This is a genomic window from Polaromonas sp. OV174 (genome assembly GCF_900112285.1).
Lineage (GTDB): Bacteria > Pseudomonadota > Gammaproteobacteria > Burkholderiales > Burkholderiaceae_C > Polaromonas.
This window is the reverse complement of record NZ_FOKZ01000015.1, coordinates 58,453-84,024: the sequence shown is the minus strand read 5'-3', so window position 1 is coordinate 84,024 and position 25,572 is coordinate 58,453. Positions and strand designations below refer to the sequence as shown.

At 61.3% G+C, this 25,572-nt stretch carries 25 protein-coding genes; 17 read left to right on the top strand and 8 right to left on the bottom strand.

Annotated features, from left to right (window positions below):
• Positions 1-100 precede the first annotated feature (100 nt).
• From pssA to BM160_RS14345, 4 genes are all read right to left on the bottom strand, one after another.
• Entirely contained in the window at positions 101-913 is an 813-nt protein-coding gene (pssA, locus tag BM160_RS14360) for a CDP-diacylglycerol--serine O-phosphatidyltransferase (RefSeq protein WP_092006789.1), read from the bottom strand.
• Positions 914-1,131: 218 nt separating this feature from the next.
• The gene (gene ilvC / locus BM160_RS14355) at positions 1,132-2,148 is read right to left on the bottom strand and encodes a ketol-acid reductoisomerase (RefSeq protein ID WP_092006787.1); all 1,017 of its coding nucleotides are present in this window, start codon (positions 2,146-2,148) and stop codon (positions 1,132-1,134) included.
• Positions 2,149-2,225: 77 nt separating this feature from the next.
• Positions 2,226-2,717, bottom strand: coding sequence for an acetolactate synthase small subunit (ilvN, locus tag BM160_RS14350; protein ID WP_092006785.1), 492 nt, complete (start codon positions 2,715-2,717; stop codon positions 2,226-2,228).
• A 102-nt stretch (positions 2,718-2,819) separates the two neighbouring features.
• The gene (locus BM160_RS14345; RefSeq protein ID WP_092006782.1) at positions 2,820-4,598 is read right to left on the bottom strand and encodes an acetolactate synthase 3 catalytic subunit; all 1,779 of its coding nucleotides are present in this window, start codon (positions 4,596-4,598) and stop codon (positions 2,820-2,822) included.
• A 325-nt stretch (positions 4,599-4,923) separates the two neighbouring features.
• On the opposite strand from BM160_RS14345, the gene BM160_RS14340 reads away from it, so the two are divergent.
• From BM160_RS14340 to BM160_RS14315, 6 genes are all read left to right on the top strand, one after another.
• On the top strand, positions 4,924-5,490 hold the full coding sequence (locus tag BM160_RS14340; RefSeq protein WP_092006779.1) for an RNA polymerase sigma factor: 567 nt from the start codon (positions 4,924-4,926) through the stop codon (positions 5,488-5,490).
• Positions 5,487-5,933, top strand: coding sequence for a DUF3619 family protein (locus tag BM160_RS14335; RefSeq protein ID WP_092006776.1), 447 nt, complete (start codon positions 5,487-5,489; stop codon positions 5,931-5,933). The genes BM160_RS14340 and BM160_RS14335 overlap by 4 nt, the downstream gene beginning before the upstream one ends.
• 95 nt (positions 5,934-6,028) lie before the next feature.
• On the top strand, positions 6,029-6,691 hold the full coding sequence (locus BM160_RS14330) for a DUF3106 domain-containing protein (RefSeq protein WP_255368901.1): 663 nt from the start codon (positions 6,029-6,031) through the stop codon (positions 6,689-6,691).
• 117 nt (positions 6,692-6,808) lie between these two features.
• Positions 6,809-7,282 (top strand): RDD family protein, encoded by a 474-nt coding sequence (locus BM160_RS14325; RefSeq protein ID WP_092006857.1) that lies wholly within the window; start codon positions 6,809-6,811, stop codon positions 7,280-7,282.
• Positions 7,283-7,342: 60 nt separating this feature from the next.
• Complete coding sequence (locus BM160_RS14320) at positions 7,343-7,780, top strand: diacylglycerol kinase (RefSeq protein ID WP_092006770.1); 438 nt, start codon at positions 7,343-7,345, stop codon at positions 7,778-7,780.
• Positions 7,777-8,394: an LOG family protein gene (locus BM160_RS14315; protein WP_092006767.1), complete on the top strand. Its 618-nt coding sequence runs from the start codon at positions 7,777-7,779 to the stop codon at positions 8,392-8,394. The genes BM160_RS14320 and BM160_RS14315 overlap by 4 nt, the downstream gene beginning before the upstream one ends.
• Positions 8,395-8,560: 166 nt before the next feature.
• Here BM160_RS14315 and BM160_RS14310 read toward each other — a convergent pair whose 3' ends face one another.
• On the bottom strand, positions 8,561-8,899 hold the full coding sequence (locus BM160_RS14310; protein WP_092006764.1) for a P-II family nitrogen regulator: 339 nt from the start codon (positions 8,897-8,899) through the stop codon (positions 8,561-8,563).
• Positions 8,900-8,977: 78 nt separating this feature from the next.
• Complete coding sequence (locus tag BM160_RS14305; RefSeq protein WP_092006761.1) at positions 8,978-10,684, bottom strand: NAD+ synthase; 1,707 nt, start codon at positions 10,682-10,684, stop codon at positions 8,978-8,980.
• A 44-nt stretch (positions 10,685-10,728) separates the two neighbouring features.
• Here BM160_RS14305 and BM160_RS14300 point away from each other — a divergent pair, with 44 nt between their 5' ends.
• Both BM160_RS14300 and BM160_RS14295 read left to right on the top strand, forming a co-directional pair.
• Positions 10,729-12,093, top strand: coding sequence for a GNAT family N-acetyltransferase (locus tag BM160_RS14300; RefSeq protein WP_092006758.1), 1,365 nt, complete (start codon positions 10,729-10,731; stop codon positions 12,091-12,093).
• Complete coding sequence (locus tag BM160_RS14295) at positions 12,086-12,415, top strand: hypothetical protein (RefSeq protein ID WP_092006755.1); 330 nt, start codon at positions 12,086-12,088, stop codon at positions 12,413-12,415. The genes BM160_RS14300 and BM160_RS14295 overlap by 8 nt, the downstream gene beginning before the upstream one ends.
• 265 nt (positions 12,416-12,680) lie before the next feature.
• Here BM160_RS14295 and BM160_RS14290 read toward each other — a convergent pair whose 3' ends face one another.
• The gene (locus BM160_RS14290) at positions 12,681-13,085 is read right to left on the bottom strand and encodes a hypothetical protein (RefSeq protein ID WP_092006752.1); all 405 of its coding nucleotides are present in this window, start codon (positions 13,083-13,085) and stop codon (positions 12,681-12,683) included.
• A gap of 223 nt (positions 13,086-13,308) precedes the next feature.
• On the opposite strand from BM160_RS14290, the gene BM160_RS14285 reads away from it, so the two are divergent.
• From BM160_RS14285 to BM160_RS14270, 4 genes are all read left to right on the top strand, one after another.
• Positions 13,309-15,111: a wax ester/triacylglycerol synthase family O-acyltransferase gene (locus BM160_RS14285; protein ID WP_092006748.1), complete on the top strand. Its 1,803-nt coding sequence runs from the start codon at positions 13,309-13,311 to the stop codon at positions 15,109-15,111.
• The gene (locus tag BM160_RS14280) at positions 15,017-15,865 is read left to right on the top strand and encodes a lipase family protein (protein ID WP_177219032.1); all 849 of its coding nucleotides are present in this window, start codon (positions 15,017-15,019) and stop codon (positions 15,863-15,865) included. Before BM160_RS14285 ends, BM160_RS14280 begins: the two co-directional genes overlap by 95 nt.
• A 128-nt stretch (positions 15,866-15,993) precedes the next feature.
• On the top strand, positions 15,994-16,329 hold the full coding sequence (locus BM160_RS14275) for a four-helix bundle copper-binding protein (RefSeq protein WP_092006745.1): 336 nt from the start codon (positions 15,994-15,996) through the stop codon (positions 16,327-16,329).
• A 69-nt stretch (positions 16,330-16,398) separates the two neighbouring features.
• Positions 16,399-17,481: a DmpA family aminopeptidase gene (locus BM160_RS14270; protein WP_092006743.1), complete on the top strand. Its 1,083-nt coding sequence runs from the start codon at positions 16,399-16,401 to the stop codon at positions 17,479-17,481.
• A 122-nt stretch (positions 17,482-17,603) separates the two neighbouring features.
• Here the strand turns inward: BM160_RS14270 and ppa are convergent, their stop codons facing one another.
• Positions 17,604-18,143, bottom strand: a complete 540-nt coding sequence (ppa, locus tag BM160_RS14265; RefSeq protein ID WP_092006740.1) for an inorganic diphosphatase — start codon at positions 18,141-18,143, stop codon at positions 17,604-17,606.
• Positions 18,144-18,413: 270 nt separating this feature from the next.
• Here ppa and BM160_RS14260 point away from each other — a divergent pair, with 270 nt between their 5' ends.
• The 5 genes from BM160_RS14260 to mobA all read left to right on the top strand — a co-directional run bounded on the left by BM160_RS14260 (position 18,414) and on the right by mobA (position 25,568).
• Positions 18,414-20,900 (top strand): sodium-translocating pyrophosphatase, encoded by a 2,487-nt coding sequence (locus BM160_RS14260; protein ID WP_092006737.1) that lies wholly within the window; start codon positions 18,414-18,416, stop codon positions 20,898-20,900.
• 274 nt (positions 20,901-21,174) lie between these two features.
• A complete protein-coding gene (locus tag BM160_RS14255; protein ID WP_092006734.1) occupies positions 21,175-22,608 on the top strand; it encodes an aldehyde dehydrogenase family protein in 1,434 nt (477 codons plus the stop codon).
• Positions 22,609-22,676: 68 nt separating this feature from the next.
• Positions 22,677-23,438 carry an SDR family oxidoreductase gene (locus BM160_RS14250; protein ID WP_092006731.1) on the top strand — a complete coding sequence of 254 codons (762 nt, stop codon included), beginning with the start codon at positions 22,677-22,679 and terminating at the stop codon, positions 23,436-23,438.
• Positions 23,439-23,657: 219 nt separating this feature from the next.
• Positions 23,658-24,782 (top strand): GTP 3',8-cyclase MoaA, encoded by a 1,125-nt coding sequence (gene moaA, locus BM160_RS14245; RefSeq protein ID WP_092006728.1) that lies wholly within the window; start codon positions 23,658-23,660, stop codon positions 24,780-24,782.
• A 150-nt stretch (positions 24,783-24,932) separates the two neighbouring features.
• Complete coding sequence (gene mobA, locus BM160_RS14240) at positions 24,933-25,568, top strand: molybdenum cofactor guanylyltransferase MobA (protein ID WP_092006725.1); 636 nt, start codon at positions 24,933-24,935, stop codon at positions 25,566-25,568.
• Positions 25,569-25,572: the final 4 nt, after the last annotated feature.

The following is a 25,572-nucleotide window of genomic DNA, read 5'->3' as shown; positions in this document are numbered from 1 at the left end:
CCGTTGAATTGGGTGTACGCGTGCGCGCTACCGTCTCCGCCCGTTGGCAGATAGCAGTAGTGCTAGCGAAATCATTTTCATGACATCAATATACCATGATTTATTTGTGCAAGCCGCGCTCATCCGGGTCATCGGTCGAGGTTGAAATGACGCTGGTTTGCAGGCCCTTGGCCTTGCGCCAACCATACAACGCATAACCAGATATGCCATACAGCACAAACAGGCCAAATATCACAACTGGAGGATGGATGTTGATCACCGCGATACCCAGCGCAATCAGGACGATCACCACAAAGGGCACGCTACGCTTCATCTGCACATCCTTGAAGCTGTAAAACGGCACATTGGTCACCATCGTCAGGCCGGCATAAAGCATTAAGCCAAAAGTGATCCAACGCACCTCCACACCACTGATGCCGGCGTCGGTCATCAACCAGATGAAGCCGGCCACAAGGGCAGCAGCTGCAGGCGAAGGCAAGCCTTGAAAAAATCGCTTGTCCACCACCGTGGTATTGACGTTGAAACGCGCTAGGCGTAAAGCTGCGCATGCACAGTAGACGAAAGCACCAATCCAGCCCCAGCGTCCCAAGCTGGTCAATGCCCAGACGTAAGCAATCAGTGCCGGGGCCGCGCCGAAAGACACCATATCCGAAAGAGAGTCCATCTGCTCACCAAACGCGCTCTGCGTATTGGTCATGCGGGCCACCCGACCATCCAGGCTATCAAGCACCATGGCGCAAAACACACCGATGGCAGCCTGATCAAACCGCCCATTCATGGCCATGACGATGGCGTAAAACCCGCCAAACAAAGCAGCCAACGTAAACAGGTTGGGCAATATATAAATCCCCTTGCGACGCTTGCGTGTCACGACCTCTTCGACCATGGGACCCGAGTCCTCGCCATCATGCATAAAAATTACTCCTCAAGTACATCTGGCGGACGCAAACAGCTATTTAATTCATAGCAAGTCAAAGCCTATGAATACCACCAAGCGACGAATTTACCATTGCTACAAAAAGAAAGCCGCGCAAGAAATTTGCGCGGCGTCTTGTAGTCAGATTGTCACCGAGTTCCTGCTCACGCTGGAGCCGATAGGCGCTTCAGCGTGTATCGGCTCTCGCAGCAAGATCAGTTACGGGTTTGATCAACCAGTTTGTTTTTAGCGATCCACGGCATCATAGCGCGCAGCTTCGCACCCACAACCTCGATCTGATGCTCGGCATTCAGGCGTCGACGGCTAATCAGCGCAGGCTGGCCGGCAGCGGCCTCCAGCACGAAGCTCTTCGCATATTCGCCGGTCTGGATGTCCTTCAACACGGCGCGCATGGCGTTTTTGGTATCTTCCGTCACGATGCGCGGTCCGGTCACGTACTCACCATACTCGGCATTGTTCGAGATGGAATAGTTCATGTTGGCGATGCCGCCTTCGTAGATCAAGTCCACGATCAATTTCAGCTCGTGCAGGCACTCGAAATAGGCCATTTCTGGCGCGTAGCCAGCCTCCACCAGCGTTTCAAAGCCAGCCTTGATCAGCTCAACCGTACCGCCGCACAAAACGGCTTGCTCGCCGAACAGGTCGGTTTCGGTTTCTTCACGGAAGTTGGTTTCGATGATGCCGGCCTTGCCGCCGCCGTTGGCCATGGCGTATGACAATGCCAGGTCGCGAGCCTTGCCGGACTTGTCCTGATGCACTGCAACCAGGTGAGGCACGCCGCCGCCTTGTGCGTAGGTACCACGAACCGTGTGACCCGGCGCCTTGGGAGCCACCATCCACACGTCGAGGTCAGCGCGAGGCTGAACAAAACCGTAATGAACATTGAAGCCGTGCGCGAACACCAAGGAAGCACCCTGCTTGATGTGGGGAGCCACGTCGTTCTTGTAAACCGCAGCGATTTGCTCGTCGGGCAACAAGATCATGACGACATCGGCCGCCTTGACGGCGTCGGCGACTTCCGCCACTTGCAAGCCGGCTTTTTCCACCTTGGGCCAGGAAGCGCCACCCTTGCGCAGACCAACCACGACCTTCACGCCGCTATCGTTCAAATTCTGAGCGTGGGCATGTCCCTGGCTGCCGTAACCAATGATGGCAACCGTCTTGCCCTTGATCAAGCTCAAATCACAATCTTTGTCGTAAAAAACTTTCATCTCTTGCTCCTAAGTAATCATCAATAAACTAAACAATCCCGGCAAAAGCGCCGCAAGCGAAGCCTTCGCCGGCAACTTCAAACTCGCAGAATTCGCTCGCCGCGGCCAATGCCACTCGAACCCGTTCGCACGGTTTCCAAAATTGCACTGCGGTCAATGGCTTCCAAAAACGCATCGTTCTTGGATTGGTCACCCGTCAGCTCAATCGTGTAACTTTTCTCGGTCACGTCAATAATGCGCCCGCGAAATATATCAGCCATTCGCTTCATCTCTTCACGCTCCTTGCCGACCGCGCGCACCTTGACCATCATGAGCTCGCGCTCCGTGTAAGAGCCTTCGGTCAGGTCGACCACCTTCACCACCTCTATCAGGCGATTCAAATGCTTGGTGATCTGCTCGATCACGTCATCCGAACCCGAAGTCTGTATGGTCATGCGGGACAAAGTGGCGTCTTCAGTCGGTGCGACCGTCAGACTTTCAATGTTGTAGCCACGCGCCGAAAACAGGCCGACGACGCGGGACAGGGCGCCCGGTTCGTTCTCCAGCAAAACTGCAATGATATGTTTCATAAGAAGATTCCTCTTTTCGCTGCCCTCCCCTGGCGCCGGTAAGCGCCAAGCTCGGCAGACAATAGATTCGTCAGTTGACGGAGTTGATTGGGATGGTGCGCTTCAAAGGTCTTCCGACCCGAGCAGCATTTCGGTAATGCCCTTGCCGGCCTTGACCATGGGGAAGACGTTCTCCGTGGGGTCGGTGCGGAAATCCATGAACACGGTGCGATCCTTGAGCTTGCGCGCTTCGCGCAGCGCTGGCTCAACGTCCTGCGGCTTTTCGATCAGCATGCCGACATGGCCATAGGCTTCGGCCAGCTTCACGAAATTGGGCAAGGCGTCCATATAGCTGCTGCTATAGCGGCCTTCGTAATCGATTTCCTGCCATTGGCGCACCATGCCCAGGTAACGATTGTTCAACGAGCAGATCTTGATCGGCGTGTTGTACTGCAGGCAGGTGGACAGCTCCTGGATATTCATCTGCACCGAGCCTTCGCCCGTGATGCAAAACACTTCGGAGTCGGGCTTGGCCAGCTTGATGCCCATGGCGTAGGGAATGCCCACACCCATGGTTCCCAGGCCACCCGAATTGATCCAGCGCCGCGGTTCGTCAAACTTGTAGTATTGCGCCGCCCACATCTGGTGCTGCCCCACGTCGGAGGTAATGTAGGTATCCACCCCCTTGGTCATGTTGCAGAGCGTTTCAACCACATACTGCGGCTTGATCACGTCGCCGTTGCCCAGGCTGTATTTCATGCAGTCGCGCTTGCGCCAACCTTCAATGGTGTCCCACCAGCCACCCAGTGCATTGGCGTCGGGCTTGAGACCGGACTCCTTGATCATGGCGATCAACTCGGTCAGCACATCCTTGACATCGCCAACGATGGGCACATCGACCTTCACGCGCTTGGAAATGCTGGACGGATCAATGTCGATATGGATGATCTTGCGTTCGTTCTGCGCAAAATGCTTGGTATTTCCAATCACGCGATCATCAAAACGGGCGCCGACAGCCAGCAGCACGTCGCAGTGCTGCATTGCATTGTTGGCTTCAATCGTGCCATGCATGCCCAGCATGCCGAGAAACTTCTTGTCGCTGGCCGGGTAAGAACCCAGACCCATCAAGGTGTTGGTGCAGGGATAGCCCAGCATATCCACCAGCGTGCGCAGTTCTTGCGAAGCATTGCTAAGCACCACGCCGCCGCCGGTATAGATGTAAGGCCGTTTGGCTGCCAGCAGGAGCTGCAGCGCCTTGCGAATCTGCCCGGCGTGGCCTTTGCGCACCGGGTTGTAAGAGCGCATTTCAACGCTTTGCGGATAGCCGGTGTAAAGCGCCTTGTTGAAGGACACGTCCTTCGGAATATCCACCACAACCGGGCCTGGCCGGCCGGTACGGGCGATGTGAAAAGCCTTCTTCATGACCTCGGCCATCTGGCGCGCGTCCTTGACCAGGAAGTTGTGCTTGACGATGGGCCGTGTGATGCCCACGGTGTCGCACTCCTGGAAGGCATCGAGGCCGATCGCCGCCGTTGGCACTTGGCCACTGATGATGACCATCGGGATGCTGTCCATATAGGCCGTGGCGATGCCAGTCACGGCATTGGTCAGGCCGGGTCCCGAAGTCACCAGCGCCACGCCCACATTACCGGTGGCGCGCGCATAGCCATCGGCGGCATGCACGGCGGCCTGCTCGTGGCGCACCAGCACATGCTGAATCGTGTCCTGCTTGTAAAAAGCGTCGTAAATATGAAGAACTGCGCCGCCCGGATAACCCCAGATGTGCTTGACACCTTCGGCCTGAAGCGACTTCACGAGGATTTCGGCACCCCGGAGTTCCTGAGAATTTGTTGAAGCAGATGCGGCTGCTGCGGATGCGATTTCCGCCTTGGAGATTTCCATGATGAACCTTTGTGAATTTCTCTAACGAAATACCTTGGGTGCCTCTTAGCCCGCTCTTTTGAAGCAGCCTTGAGACTTGAGGTCAAAACCATAAGCGAAAACATAATTCGCCGAGCCATGACCCGTTTGCCTTTTGAATTGCAGTCTTATTATGACATTTCGCGTTGCACAATGGCCGCACAAGCAGAAAAACGCCAGCCTGCGAGAGGCTTAATGTGATAATTTTGCAGCTGCATCCTGCGACCGACGGTCAGACTCGCCTCGAACCGCGGCGTCAGAACCACCGTAAGAACAACAGCGCTTGACGAACAGGAAACCCACACCGTTGGCAACTGAACAAGAACTTTCCGACTTCCTGAAAAGCGTTGAAAAACGGGCTTTCAAACGCAGTATTTATCACGTCCGGGACGAAGAGGCCGCACTTGATATCGTTCAGGACAGCATGATGAAGCTGGCCCAGCACTACGGCGACAAACCCGCCTCGGAACTGCCCATGCTGTTTCAGCGAATTTTGTCCAACGCCACGCTGGACTGGTTTCGCCGCCGCAAGACCCGAAACGCCCTTTTTTCCAACATGAGCGAGTTCGCCTCGTCGGGAGAAGACGGGGATTTTGATCTGCTGGAAACTTTAGAGACCCTGACCAACTCTGAAGGAACTGAAAGCGCTCAGGATGCCACTGAGCGGGCGCAAATATTGCGCGAAATCGAGGTAGAGGTAAAAGGTCTGCCCGGTCGTCAACGCGAAGCGTTTCTGATGCGTTACTGGGAAGAGATGGATGTGGCTGAAACGGCTGCCGCCATGGGTTGCTCGGAGGGCAGCGTCAAAACACACTGCTCCCGTGCAGTTCATGCCCTCAGCAAAGCCCTGAGCGCCAAAGGGATAAAACTATGACCAATTCAATACAACAAAGAGCCGAGATTCTTGAAAACCGTTTCGGTCTAAAAACCGCGTCTTACCTGTCCGCCGGTGCCGCTGATCTGCCCTATGACATTTCTGAGCGCTTGCGGGCCGCGCGTGCGCAGGCCGTTTCAAAACGTAAAGTCGCCAAGCTCGAAACCGCGACTCAGGTCGTCAACACGGGCGGCAGCGCAGCGCTCACCTGGGGCTCCGACGATCGCCTGGGCTGGTGGGGCCGTCTTGGCTCTGTGTTGCCGCTGGTGGCACTGGTGGTCGGCTTGCTGCTCATCAACTCCATTCAAAACGACAACCGCGCCCAGGAAGTGGCCGAGGTTGACGTGGCACTGCTCACCGATGAGTTGCCGCCAGCCGCGTTTGCTGATCCGGGCTTCGTGCAGTTTCTCAAGGCCACACGCCAGGCGTCAAACGTCCAATGATCGTGCCAACAGCTCCCCTTCTTGCCCCTTCGCCTCACCGCCCATCCCAATGGATGGCGCTACTGCCTGGCTCTCTTACTTCGAAGCCAAAGCGCTTGTCTCTGGCCCTGGTGCTGCTGACTGGCCTGCTGGCTTGGCCCTTGGGCAGCTTTGCGCAAGCACCCAAGCCGCCCGTCGGCACCACAGCAACGGGCAAGGCAGCCACCGCGGCGCCGACCAAGACAGCCAGCTCCCGGCCCGCCTGGGCTGAACTCAGCCCCATGCAACAGCAGGCGCTGGCGCCTTTGGCATCCAACTGGAATACCACGCTCAGCGAAGCCCAAAAACGCAAATGGCTGGAAATCTCCAAGAACTACCCCTCGCTACCGCCAGAGGGTCAGGCCACCATGCACAGCCGCATGAATGAATGGGTCGCCCTCAGCCATCAGCAACGCGCCCAGGCGCGGCTGAACTTTGCCAAAACCAAGGAGCTGTCCAGGCAACTGACGCCCGAAGAAAAAAAGGCCAAGTGGCAGACCTACCAGGCCCTGAGCCCCGAGGAAAAGCAGAAGCTGGCAGCCAAGGCCAGCCCCAAGCCTGCCGGCGCGGCCACGGCGATCAAACCCGTGGCGCCGCAGAAGCTGGCGGCCGTCCCGCCCCACGCCAGCAAACCTGCGCCTAAAATCACGCCTTCATCACCGGCGGCAGCCGCCACGCCCGCAGCGCCGCCTGCGGCTGACGCCGCCACCGGCGGAGCCGGCATCGCCCCCCAGCGCTGAACCCCCGCCAGTGTCCAGCTGGCCCCGCCTCATCCATTAATCAGTGCTGCAGCCCGCTGCAGGCAACCCTTTACAGCTACAAAATTGATAGTTTCAAATACGAAAACGCCATCACTGATCAGGCGCATGGCCTGCTGGATGTACGAAGGCATGCTGATGTTCGGCGTGGTCTTTATTGCCGGCTATCTCTTTGGCACCCTGAGCCAGACCCGCAACGCCCTGGATAACCGCCACGCCCTGCAGGCCTTTGTGTTTGTGGTTTTCGGAATTTACTTTGTCTGGTTCTGGGCCAAGGGCCAAACACTGGCCATGAAAACCTGGAACATCCGCGTGGTCGATATTCATGGCGCCCCCATCAGTCAGCGGCGCGCTCTGCTGCGCTATCTGCTGAGCTGGCTGTGGTTTTTGCCACCGCTGGGCCTGAGCTGGCTGTTTGATTTGTCGGGCAGCGAGGGCGCTGTCCTGACCTTGGGTTGGGTCGCCATTTGGGCGATTCTGGCCCGCTTTCACCCGCAGCAGCAGTTCTGGCACGATGTCTGGGCCGGCACCCGCCTGATCACCTGGGTCACGCCGCCCAAGAAAAAATCCTGAGCCGCTCACAACGCCCAGGCACGATCTGGCCCCAACATCCAGCTGCGCCACAATCTCACCATGTCCAAACCCGTCCCGCTTTCAGCGTCTACGTCAGCATCGCCCCGACCCGGCGATGCGCCGGTGAATCCTCAGAAAGCCCGTAAAGGCCTGAGCCGTATCTGGCATGCCGGCGGTTACTCCGTCGCCGGCTTGCGCGCCGGCTGGCATGAAACGGCGTTTCGCCAGGAAGCGATTGCCGCCGTACTCTTGATTCCTGCCGCCTTCTGGCTCGGCCAGAATTGGGTGGAAACCGTGTTACTGGCCGGCACCGTCGTTCTCGTCATGATTGTCGAGCTGCTCAACACGGGCATAGAAGCCGCCATAGACCGCATAGGCCCAGAATGGCATGAACTCTCCAAGCGAGCCAAGGATATGGGCAGCGCCGCCGTGCTGCTCAGCCTGCTGCTCTGTGCGGGTACCTGGGCATTGGCCCTTTTTCACCGATTTGCCACATGAACGACCAAGCATCACCCTTTCCCCCCCAAAAACCCACCTTTTCCCTCTGCGTGTATTGCGGCTCACGGCCTGGCCATCAGCCCGAGTTCGCGGCCATGGCCCAAGCGATTGGCAGCTGGATAGGACGTCACGGCGGCCAGTTGGTCTATGGCGGCGGCCACAACGGCCTGATGGGCATATTGGCCGACGCGGCGCTGGCTGCCGGCGCCCGGGTGGTAGGCGTGATTCCCAAGGCGCTGGTGGAAAAGGAATGGGCCCACACCGGCTGCACCGAACTGCACATCGTGGAGAACATGCACGATCGCAAGCGCATCATGGCCGAGCATGCTGACGCTTTCCTGGCACTGCCGGGCGGCATAGGCACGTTGGAGGAATTTTTTGAAGTCTGGACCTGGCGCCAGCTGGGCTACCACGACAAGCCGGTCGGCCTGCTCAATCTGAACGGCTTTTACGACGGCCTGCTGAGCTTTCTGAACTCGGCCGTCAGCAACGGCTTCATGAGTGAGTGGCAGATGACCTTGATTCGCAGCGGCGACGAGGCGGAGCCACTGCTGCAAGCGCTGGTGCAAGCGGCCGGCATGACGTCCGCCAATGCCAGGCTTGACCAGATTTAACTAACCGGACCGGCCTGAGGTTCCGCAGCGAACCAAGCGCCAGCCGCCCTATCGCCCCATCTCTTCACTAGCAGGGGCCGCGGGACTGGCTCCGCCAGACCGCAGGCGCAGCGGCCCCCTCGGGGGGCAGGGAGCCACACGCTAGTAGAGCGACCGTGGGGGCTACCTAAACAGCCGCTTCGTCCTCTTCTCCAGTGCGTATGCGCACCACGCGCTCCACACTGGTGATGAAAATCTTGCCGTCACCGATCTTGCCGGTGCGTGCCGCACGCACAATGGCCTCGACGCAGCGATCCACATCGTCGCTTTTCACGACCACTTCCACCTTGACCTTGGGCAAAAAGTCGACCACATACTCGGCGCCGCGATAGAGCTCGGTGTGGCCCTTCTGACGGCCAAAGCCTTTGACTTCCGTCACGGTCAGGCCGGTGACGCCGCATTCGGCCAGGGCCTCGCGGACTTCTTCCAGCTTGAAGGGCTTTAGAACGGCGGTAATTTGTTTCACTGAAAGTTCTCCGTAGGGCTATGGTATGAATTCTAAGAATGCTTGGAATGTAACGCGGACGAAACAGCTTGCCCCGGCTTACAGGCCTGTGACGCTTTCAGCGCGAAACTTGCTGGTGATCGGGTAGCGCCAGTCCTTGCCAAAGCTGCGGTGCGTCACCCTTATGCCGACCGGCGCCTGGCGGCGCTTGTATTCATTCAGGCGAATCAGCCTGGCAACACGCTCGACCACCGCCCGCTCAAAGCCGGCGGCCACGATGCTGTCGACGCTTTCATCGTTTTCCATGTAGCGCCGCAAAATGGCATCCAGCACCTCGTAGGGCGGCAGGCTGTCTTGGTCGGTCTGATCGGGACGCAGTTCGGCGCTGGGCGGGCGGGTGATGATGCGCTCTGGAATCGGATTGCTGCCGGTGCCGTAGGGGTCGTTTTCATTGCGCCAGCGCGCCAGCTTGAACACCGTGGTTTTCAGCAAGTCCTTGATGACGGCAAAGCCTCCCGCCATGTCGCCGTAAAGCGTGCAGTAGCCGGTGGCCATTTCGCTCTTGTTGCCGGTGGTCAGCACAATCGAGCCAAACTTGTTGGACAGCGCCATCAAGAACACACCGCGAATGCGCGCCTGGATGTTTTCCTCGGTGGTGTCTTCCTTCAGGCCCTTGAACTCGCCGGCCAGTGAAGCCTTGAAGGCTTCAAACTCCGGCACGATGGACAACTCGTCGTAACGCACCTTCATGCGCTCGGCCATTTCGCGGGCATCTATCCAAGAAATATCGGCCGTATAGGGTGAGGGCATCATCACCGTGCGCACCTTGTCGGCACCCAGCGCATCGACCGCAATCGCCAGCACCAAAGCCGAGTCAATGCCGCCCGACAAGCCCAGAATCGCACCCGGAAAGCCATTCTTCCCCAGGTAGTCACGCACGCCCAGCACCAACGCGTCCCACAGGTCGGCCTCGTTGCTGCGATCCGGCACCGCATCCGCTACCAAATGAATAGCTGGCTGCGCCCGTGTTGCCTGCACGTAGAACAGATTTTCCTTGAAACTCTCGGCCCGGCCGGCAAGCGCGCCGTCGGCCTGCAAGGCAAACGAATGGCCCTCAAAGACGATCTCGTCCTGCCCGCCCACCAGGTGTGCATACAGCAGCGGCAGGCCGGTGGCCAGGCAGCGCTCACGCATCATTTTTTCGCGCTCGCCACCCTTGCCAACGTGAAAGGGCGAGGCGTTGATCACCAGCAGCAGCTCGGCGCCAGCCTCCTTGCTAAGGCGCGCCGGTTCTTCAAACCAGGCGTCCTCGCAGATCAACAGCCCGACGCTGATGCTGTCATCCCCCTCACCGGCCTGAAACACGCAAGTGCCCTGGCCCGGCGTGAAATAGCGGCGCTCGTCAAACACCTGGTAATTCGGCAGCTCGCGCTTGGCGTAGCTTTCAATGACGCGGCCACCCTGCAGCACCTTGGCGGCATTGTGGCGCTGCTGCACTTCCACGCTCTTGGTGCGCAGGCCCTGGCCGCTATCGCCGTGCGTGGGCGTGCCCACCACCACCGTCAGGCCTTTTAACCCGGCCAGCTCACGGGCCACCTGATTCACGGCATCATCGCAGGCTTGAATGAATGAGGGGCGCAAAAACAGGTCTTCGGCCGCATAGCCGCAAATCGCCAGCTCTGGCGTCAGCAGCAGCCGCGCGCCCTCGGCGTAAGCCGTGCGGGCCGCATCAATAATCTTTTGCGCATTGCCCGGCATGTCGCCCACGCAGTAGTTCAGTTGGGCAACGCAAATTTTGAGTGGCATGTAGAAATCAACCCCGGAACGACACAAATAGCACAATAAGACACGTGAAAAATAGCTCAAACGATTATGTCATCCGCGTGCTGGATTCGCCGCTGCAAGTCCATGCAGCCCAATGGAATGCACTGCTGGCCGCGCAAAGCCCGGACGGCGTCCTCAACCCCTTCATACGCCACGAATACCTGGCCGCCCTGCACGAAAGCGGCTGCGCCACGCCGGCCACCGGCTGGACGCCGCGCTTCATCACGCTCTGGGAGGGCGACACCCTGGCCGGCGCCTGTGCCCTTTACCTCAAGGAACACTCCTACGGCGAATACGTGTTTGACCATGCCTGGGCCAATGCCTACGCGCAGCACGGCCTGACCTACTACCCCAAGGCCGTGGTCGCCGTGCCCTTCACCCCCGTGCCCGGCGCCCGCCTGCTGGCGCGCCATGCGGCCGAGCGCCTGCTGCTGGTGCAGGCCTTGCTGGCTTGGTGCGAGCAGGAAAAACTCTCCTCGCTACATCTGCTCTTCACCGCCGATGAAGACATCGCCGCTTGCGAAGAGGCCGGGCTCATGCTGCGCCACACCATTCAATTCCATTGGACGAATACGGCCCCCACACTCCCCACTTTGGCTGATTCGCTGCCCCCCGAGAGGGCTGTTCCGCCCAAGGGAGGCCTGTCGGCGGAACCCTACCTATCTGCCCAGGGATTCCGCGACTTCGACAACTTCCTGATGTCGCTGAGTCAGGAAAAACGCAAAAAAATTCGCCAGGAACGGCGCAAGGTGCGTGAGGCCGGCATCACCTTCCGCTGGTCTCTGGGCAAAGACATCAGCAACGCCGACTGGGACTTTTTCTACCGCTGCTATGAACGCACCTACCTGGAACACGGCAACGCGCCCTACCTGAGCCGCGACTTCTTTCGCCGCATGCAGCACACCATGGCCGACAACTGGCTGCTGTTTGTGGCCGAGCACACGGATGCCAACGGCGCACGCCAGGCCATCGCTAGCAGTTTGATAGCTATCAGCGCCCAGCCAGCGGGGGCTAGCGGCACAAATGATGCTAAAAACCCGGCCACAAACCTAGTCGCTTACGGCCGCTACTGGGGCGCACTGGCCCGCGTCGACTGCCTGCACTTTGAAGCCTGCTACTACCAGCCGCTGCAGTGGTGCATAGAGCACGGCTTCCAGCGCTTTGAGGGTGGCGCCCAGGGCGAGCACAAAATGGCCCGCGCCCTGCTACCCGTCAAAACCACCAGCGCCCACTGGCTGGCGCATCCGGCCTTTGCCGACGCGGTTGAGCGCTTCCTCGAGCGCGAAGGCGCGGGCATAGACAACTACATGGACGAGCTGGAAAGCCGCAGCCCCTTCAAGGCCGCAGCCGCAGACTCACACAAACAACTGACGCAAACACCCCATGACTGAAAAAACCCCAAGCTACACCATCCAGATGGTTGAGGCCCCCGACTTGAGCGCCGACGAGCGCGCCGCCGCCGAACTGCGCTTTCGCATGGCACTGGAATTTGCCGTGGGCGGCCCAGACTATGTGCTGCCCACGCTGCAGGCCTGCCTGCTGGCGCGCTCGCTGCTGGAAGACTTGACGCCCGAGGAACTCGCCGAAGACGATTACAGCGCCGAGCGCGAAGTGATTGCCCTGTGGGAAAAGGCCGAAGACAAGGCCATCATGACGGCCCTCAAGCCCTTCAACCGCGACATGGGCGATGCCCGGTTCGAGATCAGGGTTTAGGCGACAAGCGAATTACTACTTTTTCGATAGCTGCCTGCGCCCGTCCTGATTGGGCTGGAGGCCTATTTCGCTTAAAAATTTCTTACCAGACTGGCCGCGGCAACCGAGAGCCAAAAGTCCGGATTGAACGCCCCTTCAAGGGTGACACGTCATAAGCCTTGAGGTCTGGATTGGCTACAACGCTGATCGTGCCCGGCGTCAACATTGACATCGACGGCCATCATCTCATCGCGCGCTGTCGTGGCGGGCGATATTGGTTGAGGCTTTAGCACGTAAAAAGCAGCGCCAGACTGCCCGCCACAACCAGTCCGCCAAGCACGAACAAACTGCCCAGCCACCACAGACGCCGGCGCATGACTTCAACGCGAATAATCAGCTGGGTGTTCTGCTCGGCCAGCGCCTGAATCAATTCGGACGACGCGACCATCTGGTTTTGCAAATCAGCCGAAGCCGCCTCCAGCGCCAGGATGCGCGCCTCCAGCGCGGCAATGGCCTGGGCCTCGGGCGAAAGCGCCGCCTGCGCTTGCGGCGCAGAGTCCGCCAGGACGGGTGGGGTTTTCTTGGCCACGGCATTCCACAATTTCTTTGCCCCGGCAGCGACCTTGGGCGCATTACTGACCACCTCAGCCCACGGAACACTCTGCAAAACTGTCAGCCATGCGATTGCCATGTAGAAAACCTTTTCAAGAAAATCGTGTTGCTCAAGACTGGGCGGCCACCTGGCGCCGCAGCAAGGCCATTGTCTCCCAGGCGGGATGGGGCGACGCCGGTCGTGCGCCCGGGTGGGCGCCGCTTCAATCTTGAGCTAGGCAGGGCACAGCCTTTGCCTCGGCAAACCCTAGTGCCACAAACCCAGCGGCTCGGTTAATGTCATCCCACGGAGAGACATCACCATGAAACCCTTGAGCGGCCTGGATGCGACCTTTCTTTACCTGGAAACCCCCGAAATGCCCATGCATGTGGGCTCACTCAATCTCTGCGAGTTGCCGGCTGGCTTCAAGGGCAGCTTTCACAAGGCTGTGACCCAGCACATCGCCAAACGCATGCACCTGGCGCCGGTTTTCAGCCGCAAGCTGGTGTTCATGCCGCTGGACCTGGGCCACCCGCTGTGGGTGGAGGCGGATGCCGTGGACATAGGCTTTCATATCCGCCGCGCCGACCCGGCAAAAAAAGGCAGCGCACCGATGTCGCTGGCCGAGGTGCACAAGCTGTGCGCGCAGCTGCACGGCGAGCTGATAGACCGCAACTTCCCGCTCTGGGAGTTCTATATCTTTGACCGCATCCAACTGCCTCAATCCCAGGGAGGCAAGATCGTGGCCGGTTTTTTCTCCAAAATCCACCACGCCGCACTGGACGGCAAGGGCGGCGTGATGCTGGCCAACGCCCTGCTGGATCTGAGTCCGCAGCCGCGCGAGGTGGCGCCGCCCGATCCAGGGCGGCGCCGCACACTTGAATCCGACCTCAAGCTGGGCAAGATGATTGGGGCGGTGTTTTCCAGCTCGCTGGGCCAGCTGGCCAAACTGGCCAAGACGCTGCCCTCGGCAGCCAGCACCTTTGGCAGCACGCTGGCCCGGCAGTCCACCAGCGCTTCGGCCAAGGGCGTGCGGCCCAAGATGCCTATGAAGCTGGCACCGGCAACGCCTTTCAACACCGGAATCGGTGCCGGCCGCGTGTTCGTCACGGCCAGCCTGCCGCTGGCCGAGTGCAAGGCCATGGGCAAGGCGGTGGGCGGCACCTTTAACGACATGGTGCTCTGGCTCTGCTCGACCGCCCTGCGCGACTACCTGACGCAGCATCACAGCCTGCCGAAAAAATCGCTGGTGGCGGCCATGCCGGTGTCGCTGCGCGAAGCTGAGGCTGGCGGCGCCGCCGATGCCAGCAATCTGGGCAACCAGGTGAGCCTGAGCCTGGTCGAGCTGGGCACGCATCTGGCGCACCCGCTCAAGCGCATGAACGCCATCATGGCGTCCACCACCAAGGTGAAAAGCTCCATGCAAAGCCTCAAGGGCCTGCTGCCGACCGACTACCCGTCCCTGCTGGCGCCCTGGCTGGTGGGCGGCGCGGGCAAGCTGGCGCTGAACACCTACGGCAAAAGCGGCCTCGCCAGCCGCCTGCCCAGCATGGCCAACCTGGCGATCTCCAACGTGCCTGGCCCGGCCGTGCCGCTCTATCTGGCGGGCGCGCGCTTTTTGACCTTTCATCCGCTGTCCATCATCCTGCACGGGCTGGCGCTCAACATCACCATACAGACCTATGCCGGCCAGGTCGATTTCGGCATCATTGCCGACAAGAAAGCGCTGCCGCAGGCACAGGACCTGGCCAAGGCGATTGAGGCCGCCTTCGAGCTGGCGCAGACGCTGATGGGCAGCGCAGCGCCTGCCAAGACGGCAGTGGCGCCAGCAACACCGAAAAAAGCGCCGCAAAGGCTCGCGGCCAAGCCCCCCGTTACGGAAAACCCGGTAAAAACCCGAAAATCGGCAATCAAACAGGTGACCAAAGCGTCAAAGTTAGAGAGGGCTCCCTCGATCAGGCGCAGCAAGCGCCTCGATACTGATGGCGCTTCCCATAAAACCAAGACTCCCCCATCCAATGCTTCAAGCCATGGCAAGACCGTCGCCTCAACCACCCCAAGCGCCCCGCGCAAAACAAGCACCGCCAAGTCCCGACGGGGCATCGCTGCACGAGTTCCCGCCTAGCCCCTGGCTGCTGGCGCTGGAACTGCGCGCCTTCTGGGAGTTTGGCGCGCTGCTGCCGGCCTGGCCGCTGCTGGCACGCGCCCCCAAAGGCGATGGCCATGCGGTGCTGGTGTTTCCCGGCCTGTCGGCCAATGACATGACGACGCTGCCGCTGCGCCGATACCTGCAGTCCCTCAATTACCAGCCCTGGGGCTGGGAACAGGGCTTTAACCTGGGCCCACGCGCTGGCGTGCTGGAAGACGCCAGAAAGCAGCTGATAGACACCTACGAAAGTAGCGGCCGCAAGGTCAGCCTGATCGGCTGGAGCCTGGGCGGCGTCTATGCCCGCGAACTGGCCAAGGACTTGCCCCACATGGTGCGACATGTGATCACGCTGGGGTCGCCGTTTGCCGGCTCGCACAAATCCACCAATGTCTGGCGTCTTTACGAGCTGGCCAGTGGCCGCAGCGTAGAGCGCGAGGCGCAAAGCTATGAGCTGCCCATCGCGCCCCCCGTTCCCACCACCAGCATTTACTCGCGCAGCGACGGCGTGGTGGCCTGGCAAGGCAGCATACAAGCGCCCAGCCCGGCCAACCCGCACACCGAAAACATCGAGGTGCTGGCCAGCCACATCGGTCTGGGCGTCAACCCCAGCGCCTGGTGGGCCGTGGCCGACCGGCTGGCGCAGGCCGAAGGCAGCTGGAAACCTTTTGCACGCGAGGATAAAGGACGGCTGCACGGCCTGATCTACCCCGACGCTACGCGCAAGTCTTGAGCGGCTATTCGGGCCAGCGCTAAAGCATAGGCCCGCGCCTACAGCGCTTGTCGCCGCAGTCTGCCAGACAGCCGGCCGCGCAAGGATCACACTCATTGATGTCTTGACTTCAGTCGAGGAGCATCGCCATGGACCACGCCATTACCAGCATGCAGCCCTGCATAGAGGCCTGCACCCAGTGCCATCACGCCTGCCTACAGACGGCCATGACCCATTGCCTGCAAATCGGCGGCCAGCATACCGATCCCGAGCACTTTGCCCTGATCCTGAACTGCGCGGAAGTCTGCCAGGCCTCGGCCAACCTGCAGCTCAGCGGCTCAGAATTCGTGCCCAAGTTCTGCGCGCTGTGCGCGGAAGTCTGCGAAGCCTGTGCCACCAGCTGCGAGGCCATAGGCGGCATGGATGACTGCGCGGCCGCTTGCCGCAAATGCGCCGAAAGCTGCGCCAGCATGGCCGCCATCTAAAGTTGTAGCTCCAGGCCCGGCAGAGCCTGCGGTAAGGTAGCGGTTTTTCCGCCCACCCGAGGACTAGCCATGCCCAACAAACCCCGCGCCCGCGATCTGGGCATTCCTTTTGACGGCGTCCCCGGCCCGCTCAACGCCATCACCGATGTGCCCGGCGTGGCCGTTGGTCACACCACGCTGATTGAAGGTAGCGCCGTTCGCACCGGCGTCACGGCCATACTGCCGGCCGGCCAGCAAGGCGCGCATGCCAGTTTGCCCGGCGCTTTCTTCTCGCTCAACGGCAACGGCGAAATGACCGGCACGCACTGGCTGGAAGAAGCCGGCTTGCTGCAAGGCCCGGTGATGCTGACCAACACCCACAGCGTGGGCGTGGTGCGCGATGCCACGGTTGCCTGGCTGCACCAGCGGGCTCAGCCGGACAGCCCGTCCCACTTTTATCTGCCGGTGGTGGCCGAAACCTATGACGGCGTGCTCAGCGACATCAACGGCCACCATGTGCGCGCCGAACATGCCCATGCCGCGCTGGAGCAGGCCAGCACCGGCCCGGTGGCCGAAGGCTGTGTGGGCGGCGGCACCGGCATGATCACGCACAAGTGGAAGGCCGGTATAGGCACGTCCAGCCGCGTGGTGACGGTGCTGGGCCACAGCTACACCGTGGGCGTGCTGGTGCAAAGCAACTATGGCCAGCGCGACCAACTCACCATTGCCGGCGTCCCGGTGGGCCGCGAAATCACGCATTCCCTGCCAGACGTTCAGGCCAACAAGGACGGCTCCATCATTGCCTGCATCGCCACCGATGCGCCGCTGCTGCCGCACCAGTGCAAACGGCTGGCGCGCCGCGCAGCCATGGGCCTGGCGCGCGTGGGCAGTGTGGCCATGCACTCCAGCGGCGACATTTTTCTGGCCTTTTCAACGCAGCAGGTAGCCAACACGGACGATGGCCTATCGGCCTGGCAGGCCCTGCCGCATGGCGCAGCCATAGACCCGCTGTTCCAGGCCACGGTGCAGGCCGTGGAAGAGGCCATCGTCAACGCCATGATTGCGGCCCACACCATGAGCGGACTCAATGGCACGGTGGTTCACGCCCTGCCGCACGACGAGTTGTGCGCCGTGCTGACGCGCTATGGCCGGCTGCAGCGCCAGGCCGCCTAGCCGCGCCAATAAAAAGACGCCTGCTGTTTCCAGCAGGCGTTTTTTTGCTTGACGCTTCGTTTTTAATAGCTGCTTACGCCCGACGAGTATGGGCTAGAGGCCTAAGAAGCTTAAAAACAGGCTCAGGCCTTGTTTTCCGCGGCGTAATTGGCGATGCCGTCGGAGATCTCTTTCTGGGCCGCTTCCGGGCCTTCCCAGCCCTGCACCTTGACCCACTTGCCCTCTTCCAGGTCTTTGTAATGCTCAAAGAAATGGGAGATGGTTTTCAGGCGCAGCGGGTTCAGGTCTTCGGGTTTTTGCCACTGGGTGTAGAGCGAGCATTTCTTGTCGATGGGCACGGCCAGCACCTTGCCGTCTTCGCCGGCTTCGTCGGTCATCTTCAGGATGCCGATGGCGCGGCAGGTCACCACCACACCAGGAATCAGGGGCACGGGCGTGATCACCAGCACATCCACCGGGTCGCCGTCACCGCTGAGGGTTTGCGGCACATAACCGTAGTTGGTCGGGTAGTGCATGGCCGTGCTCATGAAACGGTCAACAAAAATCGCGCCGGATTCCTTGTCCACTTCGTATTTCACCGGGTCGGCGTTCATCGGAATTTCGATGATCACGTTGAAGGACTCAGGGGCATTTTTACCGGGGGTAACTTTAGCTAGGGACATGGTCGCTTTGCGTTGATAAAAGAATGGGTAAGGGGAAAAGGGAGGAAAGGCTTGCTAGTTACCGGGAGGTTGACTAGCGCAGCCAAGCTGCTCGGGATTTACCCGCATTTTACTGATTCAGGCCTTACGTTTCGTCAACTTGTCATGTTTTGGCGTTAAATTTCGCGAGTTGGCCAATCGTCTCCACGTGAGCAGCGAGGAAGCAACGCAGCGGAGGCTCCGCTAGCGTGGCGCCTTCTCCAAGCGAAAAACAACGTAGGAGATCCCTCTATGACAGGCAACTCAGCGCTGATTCTTGCGCTCGTCTGCGGGCTTATTGCCGTGGCTTATGGCATCTGGGCGCGCAGCTGGATTCTTTCCCAGGACCCCGGCAACGCCCGCATGCAGGAAATTGCGGCGGCCATACAGACCGGCGCCGCCGCCTACCTGGCTCGGCAGTACAAGACCATCGCCATCGTCGGCGTCATCCTGGCCATACTGATCGGGTTTTTCCTTGACGGCAAAACCGCCACCGGCTTCATCATCGGTGCGCTGCTGTCGGGTGCCTGCGGCTTTATCGGCATGAACGTCTCGGTGCGTGCCAATGTGCGCACGGCACAGGCGGCCACGCGGGGCATTGGCCCGGCGCTTGACGTCGCCTTTCGCGGCGGCGCCATCACCGGCATGCTGGTGGTGGGTCTGGGCCTGTTGGGCGTCACCGGCTTTTTCTGGTTTCTGGTCGGCAATGGCAACTTGACTCCAGACCGCAAACTGGCCGACCTGCTGAACCCGCTGATCGGCTTTGCCTTTGGCTCCTCGCTGATTTCCATTTTTGCCAGACTGGGCGGCGGCATTTTCACCAAGGGCGCCGACGTGGGCGCCGACCTGGTGGGCAAGGTCGAAGCCGGCATCCCGGAAGACGACCCGCGCAACCCGGCCGTGATTGCCGACAACGTCGGTGACAACGTCGGCGACTGCGCCGGCATGGCCGCCGACCTGTTTGAAACCTATGCGGTCACGCTGATTGCCACCATGGTGCTGGGCGCCCTGCTGGTGGCCAGCGCGCCGGTCAATGCGGTGCTGTATCCGTTGGCCCTGGGCGCGGTCTCCATCGTCGCCTCCATCATCGGCTGCTTCTTTGTCAAGGCTTCGCCCGGCATGAAGAACGTGATGCCCGCGCTCTACCGGGGCCTGGCCGTGGCCGGGGTGCTGTCGCTGATTGCCTTCTATTTCGTCACGATGTGGCTGATGCCCGACAACGCCGTGACCGCCAGCGGCAGTCAGATGAGGCTGTTCGGCGCCTGCGCCGTTGGCCTGGTGTTGACCGCCGTGCTGGTCCTGGTGACCGAGTACTACACCGGCACGCAATACGCACCGGTCAAGCACATCGCCCAGGCTTCGACCACCGGCCACGGCACCAACATCATTGCCGGTCTGGGCGTGTCCATGCGATCCACCGCCTGGCCCGTGGTGTTCGTCTGCATCGCCATTCTGGTGTCTTACAAACTCGCCGGCCTGTTCGGCATTGCGATTGCCGCCACCGCCATGCTCAGCATGGCCGGCATTGTGGTGGCGCTGGACGCCTACGGCCCCATCACCGACAACGCCGGCGGCATTGCCGAAATGGCCGACATGCCGCCCGAGGTGCGCGCCGTCACCGACCCACTGGACGCCGTGGGCAACACCACCAAGGCCGTGACCAAAGGCTACGCGATTGGCTCGGCCGGCCTGGCCGCGCTGGTGCTGTTTGCCGACTACACCCACAAGCTGGAAAGCTATGGCCGCGCCATCAGCTTTGATTTGAGCGACCCCATGGTCATCGTGGGCCTGTTTATCGGCGGGCTGATCCCCTACCTGTTTGGCGCCATGGCCATGGAGGCCGTGGGCCGCGCCGCCGGCGCCGTGGTGGTCGAGGTGCGCCGCCAGTTTGCCGAGATCAAGGGCATCATGGAAGGCACGGCCAAGCCCGAATACGGCCGCGCCGTGGACATGCTGACGACCGCCGCCATCAAGGAAATGATCATCCCGTCGCTGCTGCCTGTGGTGGTACCGATTCTGGTCGGCCTGCTGCTGGGCCCCAAGGCGCTCGGTGGCTTGCTGATGGGCACCATAGTCACCGGCCTGTTCGTGGCGATTTCCATGTGCACCGGCGGCGGCGCCTGGGACAACGCCAAGAAATACATTGAAGACGGCAACCACGGCGGCAAGGGCTCAGAGGCGCACAAGGCCGCCGTGACCGGCGATACCGTGGGCGATCCCTACAAAGACACCGCCGGTCCCGCCATCAACCCGCTCATCAAAATCATCAACATCGTGGCACTGCTGATCGTGCCGCTGGTCGTCAAGTTCCACCCAGGCGAGGTGGTCGCCATGACCGTGCCAGTGCAAGTCAGCGAAACAGTGGTGGTACTGGCAGCCCCGCCGGTGGCCCTGCCGGTTCCGGTAGTGGTCGATGCCGCCTCGGTCAAGGTCGAAGGCGGCGTGGTGAAGTTTTTCTTTGCCACCGGCAAGGCCGAGGTGGCGCCCGACGGCGCCAAGGCGCTGGCCGACATCATTGCCGGCGTCCAGGCCGGCAAGAAAGCCTCTATCAGCGGATTTGTGGACGCCACTGGCAACGCCGCCACGAACGCCGAAATCTCCAAGCAACGCGCTTTCGCCGTGCGCGACCTGCTCAAGAGCGCGGGTGTGGCCGAGGACAAGATTGAGCTCAAAAAGCCCGAAGACATCAAGGCAGGTACCGGCCCCGAGGCGCGCCGGGTTGAGGTCACGCTCATGTAAGTCGGCGCAATCTGCCGCCTAAAAGCCCGCTTATGCGTCATGCCAGTCAGTTAAGAGCTGACTGGCATTTTTCTTGGGTACATGTAGGCCCTTTGCCTGACGCCCCTGGGGTCGGGCTGCTTTGGCGCATCGCCAGGCCACGTAAACCCTAGGATCATGCCCAATACGCTACCAAATCAATAGCTAGCTGCGACCGCCTGGATTGGGCAAGAGCCACTTTTCATCATTATTTCCGTGCCCCAGGCCGTTCGGCGGTTTGAAGCAAAATGAGACCATGCAGTTCAATTACATCGCCAACGCCTCCGTGCCCTCTTTGACCGGCAAAACCATTCCCGTCCTCGATCCGTCCGACGGCCAGGTTTTTGACGAGATTCAGCGCAGCAACGCGCACGATATCGACGTCGCGGTGCGCAGCGCCCGCGATTGCCTGGAGCTGGTCTGGAGCCGCCTCAGCGCCGCCGAGCGTGGCCGCCTGCTGATGCGTCTGTCGGCCAAGGTGGCCGAGCATCTCGACGAGCTGGCCCTGCTGGAGCAGCGCGATTGCGGCAAGCCCGTCAAGCAAGCCAGGGCCGACGCCGCCGCCCTGGTGCGCTACTTCGAGTTTTACGCCGGCGCCTGCGACAAGCTGCACGGCGACACCATTCCCTATCTGGACGGCTACAGCGTGATGACTTGGCGCGAGCCGCACGGCGTGACCGGCCACGTCATTCCCTGGAACTACCCGATGCAGATTTTTGGCCGCAGCGTGGGCGGCGCGCTGGCCGCCGGCAATGTCTGCGTCGTCAAGCCGGCCGAAGACGCCTGCCTGTCGCTGCTGCGCGTGGCGCAACTGGCGACCGAAGTCGGCTTTCCGGCCGGCGCCCTCAACATCGTCACCGGCTACGGCCATGAAATCGGCGATGCCTTGGCGCGCCACCCCGGCATAGATCACATCAGCTTTACCGGCAGCCCCAGGGTGGGCACGCTGATCCAGCAGGTCGCTGCCGAGCGCCACTGCCCGGTGACGCTGGAGCTGGGCGGCAAAAGCCCGCAAATCGTCTTTGCCGATGCCGACCTGGACGCGGCTATCCCGGCCATCGTCAACGCCATCGTGCAAAACGCCGGCCAGACCTGCTCGGCCGGCTCCCGCCTGCTGGTCGAGCAGTCGATTTACGAGCCCTTGCTGGAGCGCCTTGGCCAGGCTTTTGAAAAGCTGCGCGTCGGCCCGGCCGCCATGGACCTGGACGTCGGCCCGCTGATCCGGCAAAACCAGCAGCAGCGTGTCTGGGACTTTTTAAGCGACGCCCATGTCGCCGGCATTCCCATGGTGGCGCAAGGCCAGATCGTCGACGAGGCCCCGGACACCGGTTTTTACCAGGCCCCTACCCTGCTGCGCGACGTGCCGGTCAACCACCGGCTGGCGCAGGAAGAGGTGTTTGGCCCGGTGCTTTGCGCCATGAGCTTCAAGGACGAAAACCACGCGGTGGAACTGGCCAATGCCACCCAATTCGGCCTGGCCGCCGGTGTCTGGACCCGCGACGGCGCGCGCCAGTTCCGCATGGCCAAGCGCATCAAGAGCGGCCAGGTCTTCATCAACAACTATGGCGCCGGCGGCGGCGTGGAGCTGCCCTTTGGCGGCGTCAAGTCCTCCGGTTATGGCCGCGAGAAAGGCTTTGAGGCGCTATACGGCTTCACCACCCTGAAGACGGTCGCCCTGCGCCACGGTTAATGTCTGCCCCGGAGCACATCCGGGCGCGCCAATAGCAACGATTCAACTATCAAGCGGGAGATCAACCCATGCGGGTCAAGAACAAAACCATCATCGTCACCGGTTCTGGCGGCGGCATTGGCGAGGGCATTGCCAGGCGCCTGGCCGCCGAAGGCGCCCAAGTCATCGTGAACGACATCAATGTGGCGCTGGGTGAAAAAGTGGTGGCGGCCATCATCAAGGCCGGTGGCACCGCGTCTTTCTTCGCCGCCGATGTCACCCAATCGGCCGAGGTCAAGGCGCTGGTGGCTGCTGCCGTTCAGCGCTACGGCAAGCTCGATGTGATGATCAACAACGCCGGCTGGACGCACCGCAACCAGCCGGCGCTGGAAACCAGCGAAGAAGACTTTGACAAATGCTATGCCATCAATGTCAAAAGCATTTACCTGGCCACCATCCACGCCACGCCGGTGTTTCGCGCCCAGGGCGGCGGCAGCTTCATCAACATTGCCTCGACGGCAGGCGTGCGGCCACGCCCCGGCCTGACCTGGTACAACGGCTCCAAGGGCGCGGTCATCACCACCTCCAAGTCGCTGGCGGCCGAGCTGGGGCCTGACAACATCCGGGTCAACTGCATCAACCCGGTGTTCAACCCGGACACCGGCCTGTCCGCCGAATTTGCCGGCGGCCCGCTGGACGAGGAGCGCAAGGCCAAATTCCGGGCCAGCATTCCGCTAGGACGCTTTTCCACGGCACTGGACGTGGCCAATGCGGCCTTGTACCTGGCCAGCGACGAGGCCGATTTCATCAGCGGCGTGTGCCTAGAGGTGGACGGGGCACGCTGTGTCTAGATGACCCCCACGTTCGCTCGCTGCGCGTAGCTCTCTGCCCCCCGAGGGGGCGCTGCGCCTGCGGTCTGGCAAAGCCAGTCCCGCGGCCCCTGCTGGCTTGAAGAAGTCACCGCCTGACCATTGCGGCCTTGCGCAATAACGCGCGGCGGCTGGGGATAAGCCAGCACCTTTGCCGCCCGGCCAAGCCTATGGAGTAAATTCTCCCTATTGAACCCCACCATGACAGACAAAGTAATCCCCCTTGCGGACATACGCTATGCAAGCCGTGTTCCGCCCATCCCCTCCCAGCTGACGGCGCCCACCGGCCTGCTCAGCGACACCCTGGGCCGGCCGTTGCACGATTTGCGCATCAGCGTGACGGACCGTTGCAATTTCCGCTGCAGCTACTGCATGCCTAGCGAGGTGTTTGACAAAAACTACGCCTTCTTGCCGCAAAGCTCGCTCCTGAGCTTTGAGGAAATCACCCGACTGGCAAAAATTTTCGTCGCTCATGGCGTGGAAAAAATCCGCCTGACCGGCGGCGAGCCCCTGCTGCGCAAGCACCTGGAAGTGCTAATCGAGATGCTGGCGAAAATCCAGACGCCGGCCGGCAAGCCGCTGGACATCACGCTGACCACCAATGCTTCCTTGCTGGCCAAAAAGGCCCAGTCGCTCAAAGACGCCGGCCTGCAGCGCGTCACCGTGAGTCTGGATGGCCTGGACGACACCATCTTTCGGCGCATGAACGATGTGGACTTTCCGGTGGCCGAGGTGCTCAAGGGCATAGAGGTGGCGCAGCAAGTCGGCCTGTCGCCCATCAAGGTCAACATGGTGGTCAAGCGCGGTACCAATGACCACGAAATCCTGCCCATGGCCAGGCATTTCCGCCATTCCGGCGTGGTGTTGCGCTTTATCGAATACATGGACGTGGGAGCCACCAACGGTTGGCGCATGGACGAGGTGCTGCCCTCGGCGCAGGTGATTGAGCGCCTGAGCAGCGAGTTTCCGCTCACGGCCATCAACCCCAACCACAGTGGCGAAACCGCCCAGCGCTGGCGCTATGCCGATGGCGGCGGCGAAGTCGGCGTCATCAGCAGCGTGACCCAGGCCTTTTGCAGCGACTGCAACCGGGCCCGCCTGTCCACCGAGGGCAAGCTGTTTTTATGCCTGTTTGCCAATCAAGGCCATGACTTGCGCGCGCTGCTGCGCAGCGGTCACAGCGACGAAGAAATCGCTGCTGCCGTGGCGCCTATCTGGCAGACGCGCGGCGACCGCTATTCGGAACTGCGCGCCGCCCTGCCGCCTGACGCCAGCCCGGCCGAGGGTGGCTTGAAACGTGTCGAGATGAGTTACATCGGAGGCTAGAGGGTATGGCCCCCACGCTCCCCACTTCGTGTGGTTCGCTGCCCCCCGAGGGGGTGCTGCGCCTGCGGCCCGGCAGAGCCGATTCCGCAGCCCCGGCTGGTGGATACGGGAACGGCCCGGTGCTGCACCGCGCAAATTCTGGGACATTGAATGACTATGAATAATCTCATTGCCTTGCACGCAGAAGCCATCACCGGCGTTATTTTGGCCGGCGGCCGCGGCTCCCGCATGGGCGGTGTTGACAAGGGCCTGCAAAGCTTCAACGGCATCCCGCTGGCCTTGCACTCCTTGCTGCGCCTGTCGCCGCAGGTGGGCTCGATCATGGTCAATGCCAACCGCAACCTGGCCGCTTACGAGGCCTTTGGCGCGCCGGTCTGGCCCGACAGCACCGGTCTGGGCGAATACGCCGGGCCGCTGGCCGGTTTCCTCACCGGACTGGAGCGTTGCGAAACGCCCTATCTGCTCACCGTGCCTTGCGACACCCCGCTGTTTCCGCCTGACCTGGTAGCGCGCATGGCTCAGGCCCTGGCACGCGAGGATGCCGACTTCGCCGTCGCCGCCGCGCGCGAGGAAGACGGCCAGCTCAGGGCCCAGCCGGTGTTTTGCCTGATGGCCACCCACATGCTGGAAAGCCTGGTGCGTTTCACCCAGGGCGGCGGCCGCAAGATTGATGCCTGGACGGCCCAGCACAAGACCGTGCTGGTGCCCTTCGACCAGCCCGGCGACGATGCGCGCGGCTTTTTCAATGCCAACACGCTGGCCGAGCTGCACCAGCTGGAATCCTGAAACT

Bases quoted from the DNA above. Each gene is read 5' to 3' on its own strand.
- pssA (WP_092006789.1), bottom strand. From the start codon at position 913: ATGCATGATGGCGAGGACTCGGGTCCCATGGTCGAAGAGGTCGTGACA.
- ilvC (WP_092006787.1), bottom strand. From the start codon at position 2,148: ATGAAAGTTTTTTACGACAAAGATTGTGATTTGAGCTTGATCAAGGGC.
- ilvN (WP_092006785.1), bottom strand. From the start codon at position 2,717: ATGAAACATATCATTGCAGTTTTGCTGGAGAACGAACCGGGCGCCCTG.
- BM160_RS14345 (WP_092006782.1), bottom strand. From the start codon at position 4,598: ATGGAAATCTCCAAGGCGGAAATCGCATCCGCAGCAGCCGCATCTGCT.
- BM160_RS14335 (WP_092006776.1), top strand. From the start codon at position 5,487: ATGACCAATTCAATACAACAAAGAGCCGAGATTCTTGAAAACCGTTTC.
- BM160_RS14320 (WP_092006770.1), top strand. From the start codon at position 7,343: ATGTCCAAACCCGTCCCGCTTTCAGCGTCTACGTCAGCATCGCCCCGA.
- BM160_RS14315 (WP_092006767.1), top strand. From the start codon at position 7,777: ATGAACGACCAAGCATCACCCTTTCCCCCCCAAAAACCCACCTTTTCC.
- BM160_RS14305 (WP_092006761.1), bottom strand. From the start codon at position 10,684: ATGCCACTCAAAATTTGCGTTGCCCAACTGAACTACTGCGTGGGCGAC.
- BM160_RS14295 (WP_092006755.1), top strand. From the start codon at position 12,086: ATGACTGAAAAAACCCCAAGCTACACCATCCAGATGGTTGAGGCCCCC.
- BM160_RS14290 (WP_092006752.1), bottom strand. From the start codon at position 13,085: ATGGCAATCGCATGGCTGACAGTTTTGCAGAGTGTTCCGTGGGCTGAG.
- BM160_RS14285 (WP_092006748.1), top strand. From the start codon at position 13,309: ATGAAACCCTTGAGCGGCCTGGATGCGACCTTTCTTTACCTGGAAACC.
- BM160_RS14280 (WP_177219032.1), top strand. From the start codon at position 15,017: ATGGCAAGACCGTCGCCTCAACCACCCCAAGCGCCCCGCGCAAAACAA.
- BM160_RS14275 (WP_092006745.1), top strand. From the start codon at position 15,994: ATGGACCACGCCATTACCAGCATGCAGCCCTGCATAGAGGCCTGCACC.
- BM160_RS14270 (WP_092006743.1), top strand. From the start codon at position 16,399: ATGCCCAACAAACCCCGCGCCCGCGATCTGGGCATTCCTTTTGACGGC.
- ppa (WP_092006740.1), bottom strand. From the start codon at position 18,143: ATGTCCCTAGCTAAAGTTACCCCCGGTAAAAATGCCCCTGAGTCCTTC.
- BM160_RS14260 (WP_092006737.1), top strand. From the start codon at position 18,414: ATGACAGGCAACTCAGCGCTGATTCTTGCGCTCGTCTGCGGGCTTATT.
- BM160_RS14255 (WP_092006734.1), top strand. From the start codon at position 21,175: ATGCAGTTCAATTACATCGCCAACGCCTCCGTGCCCTCTTTGACCGGC.
- BM160_RS14250 (WP_092006731.1), top strand. From the start codon at position 22,677: ATGCGGGTCAAGAACAAAACCATCATCGTCACCGGTTCTGGCGGCGGC.
- moaA (WP_092006728.1), top strand. From the start codon at position 23,658: ATGACAGACAAAGTAATCCCCCTTGCGGACATACGCTATGCAAGCCGT.
- mobA (WP_092006725.1), top strand. From the start codon at position 24,933: ATGACTATGAATAATCTCATTGCCTTGCACGCAGAAGCCATCACCGGC.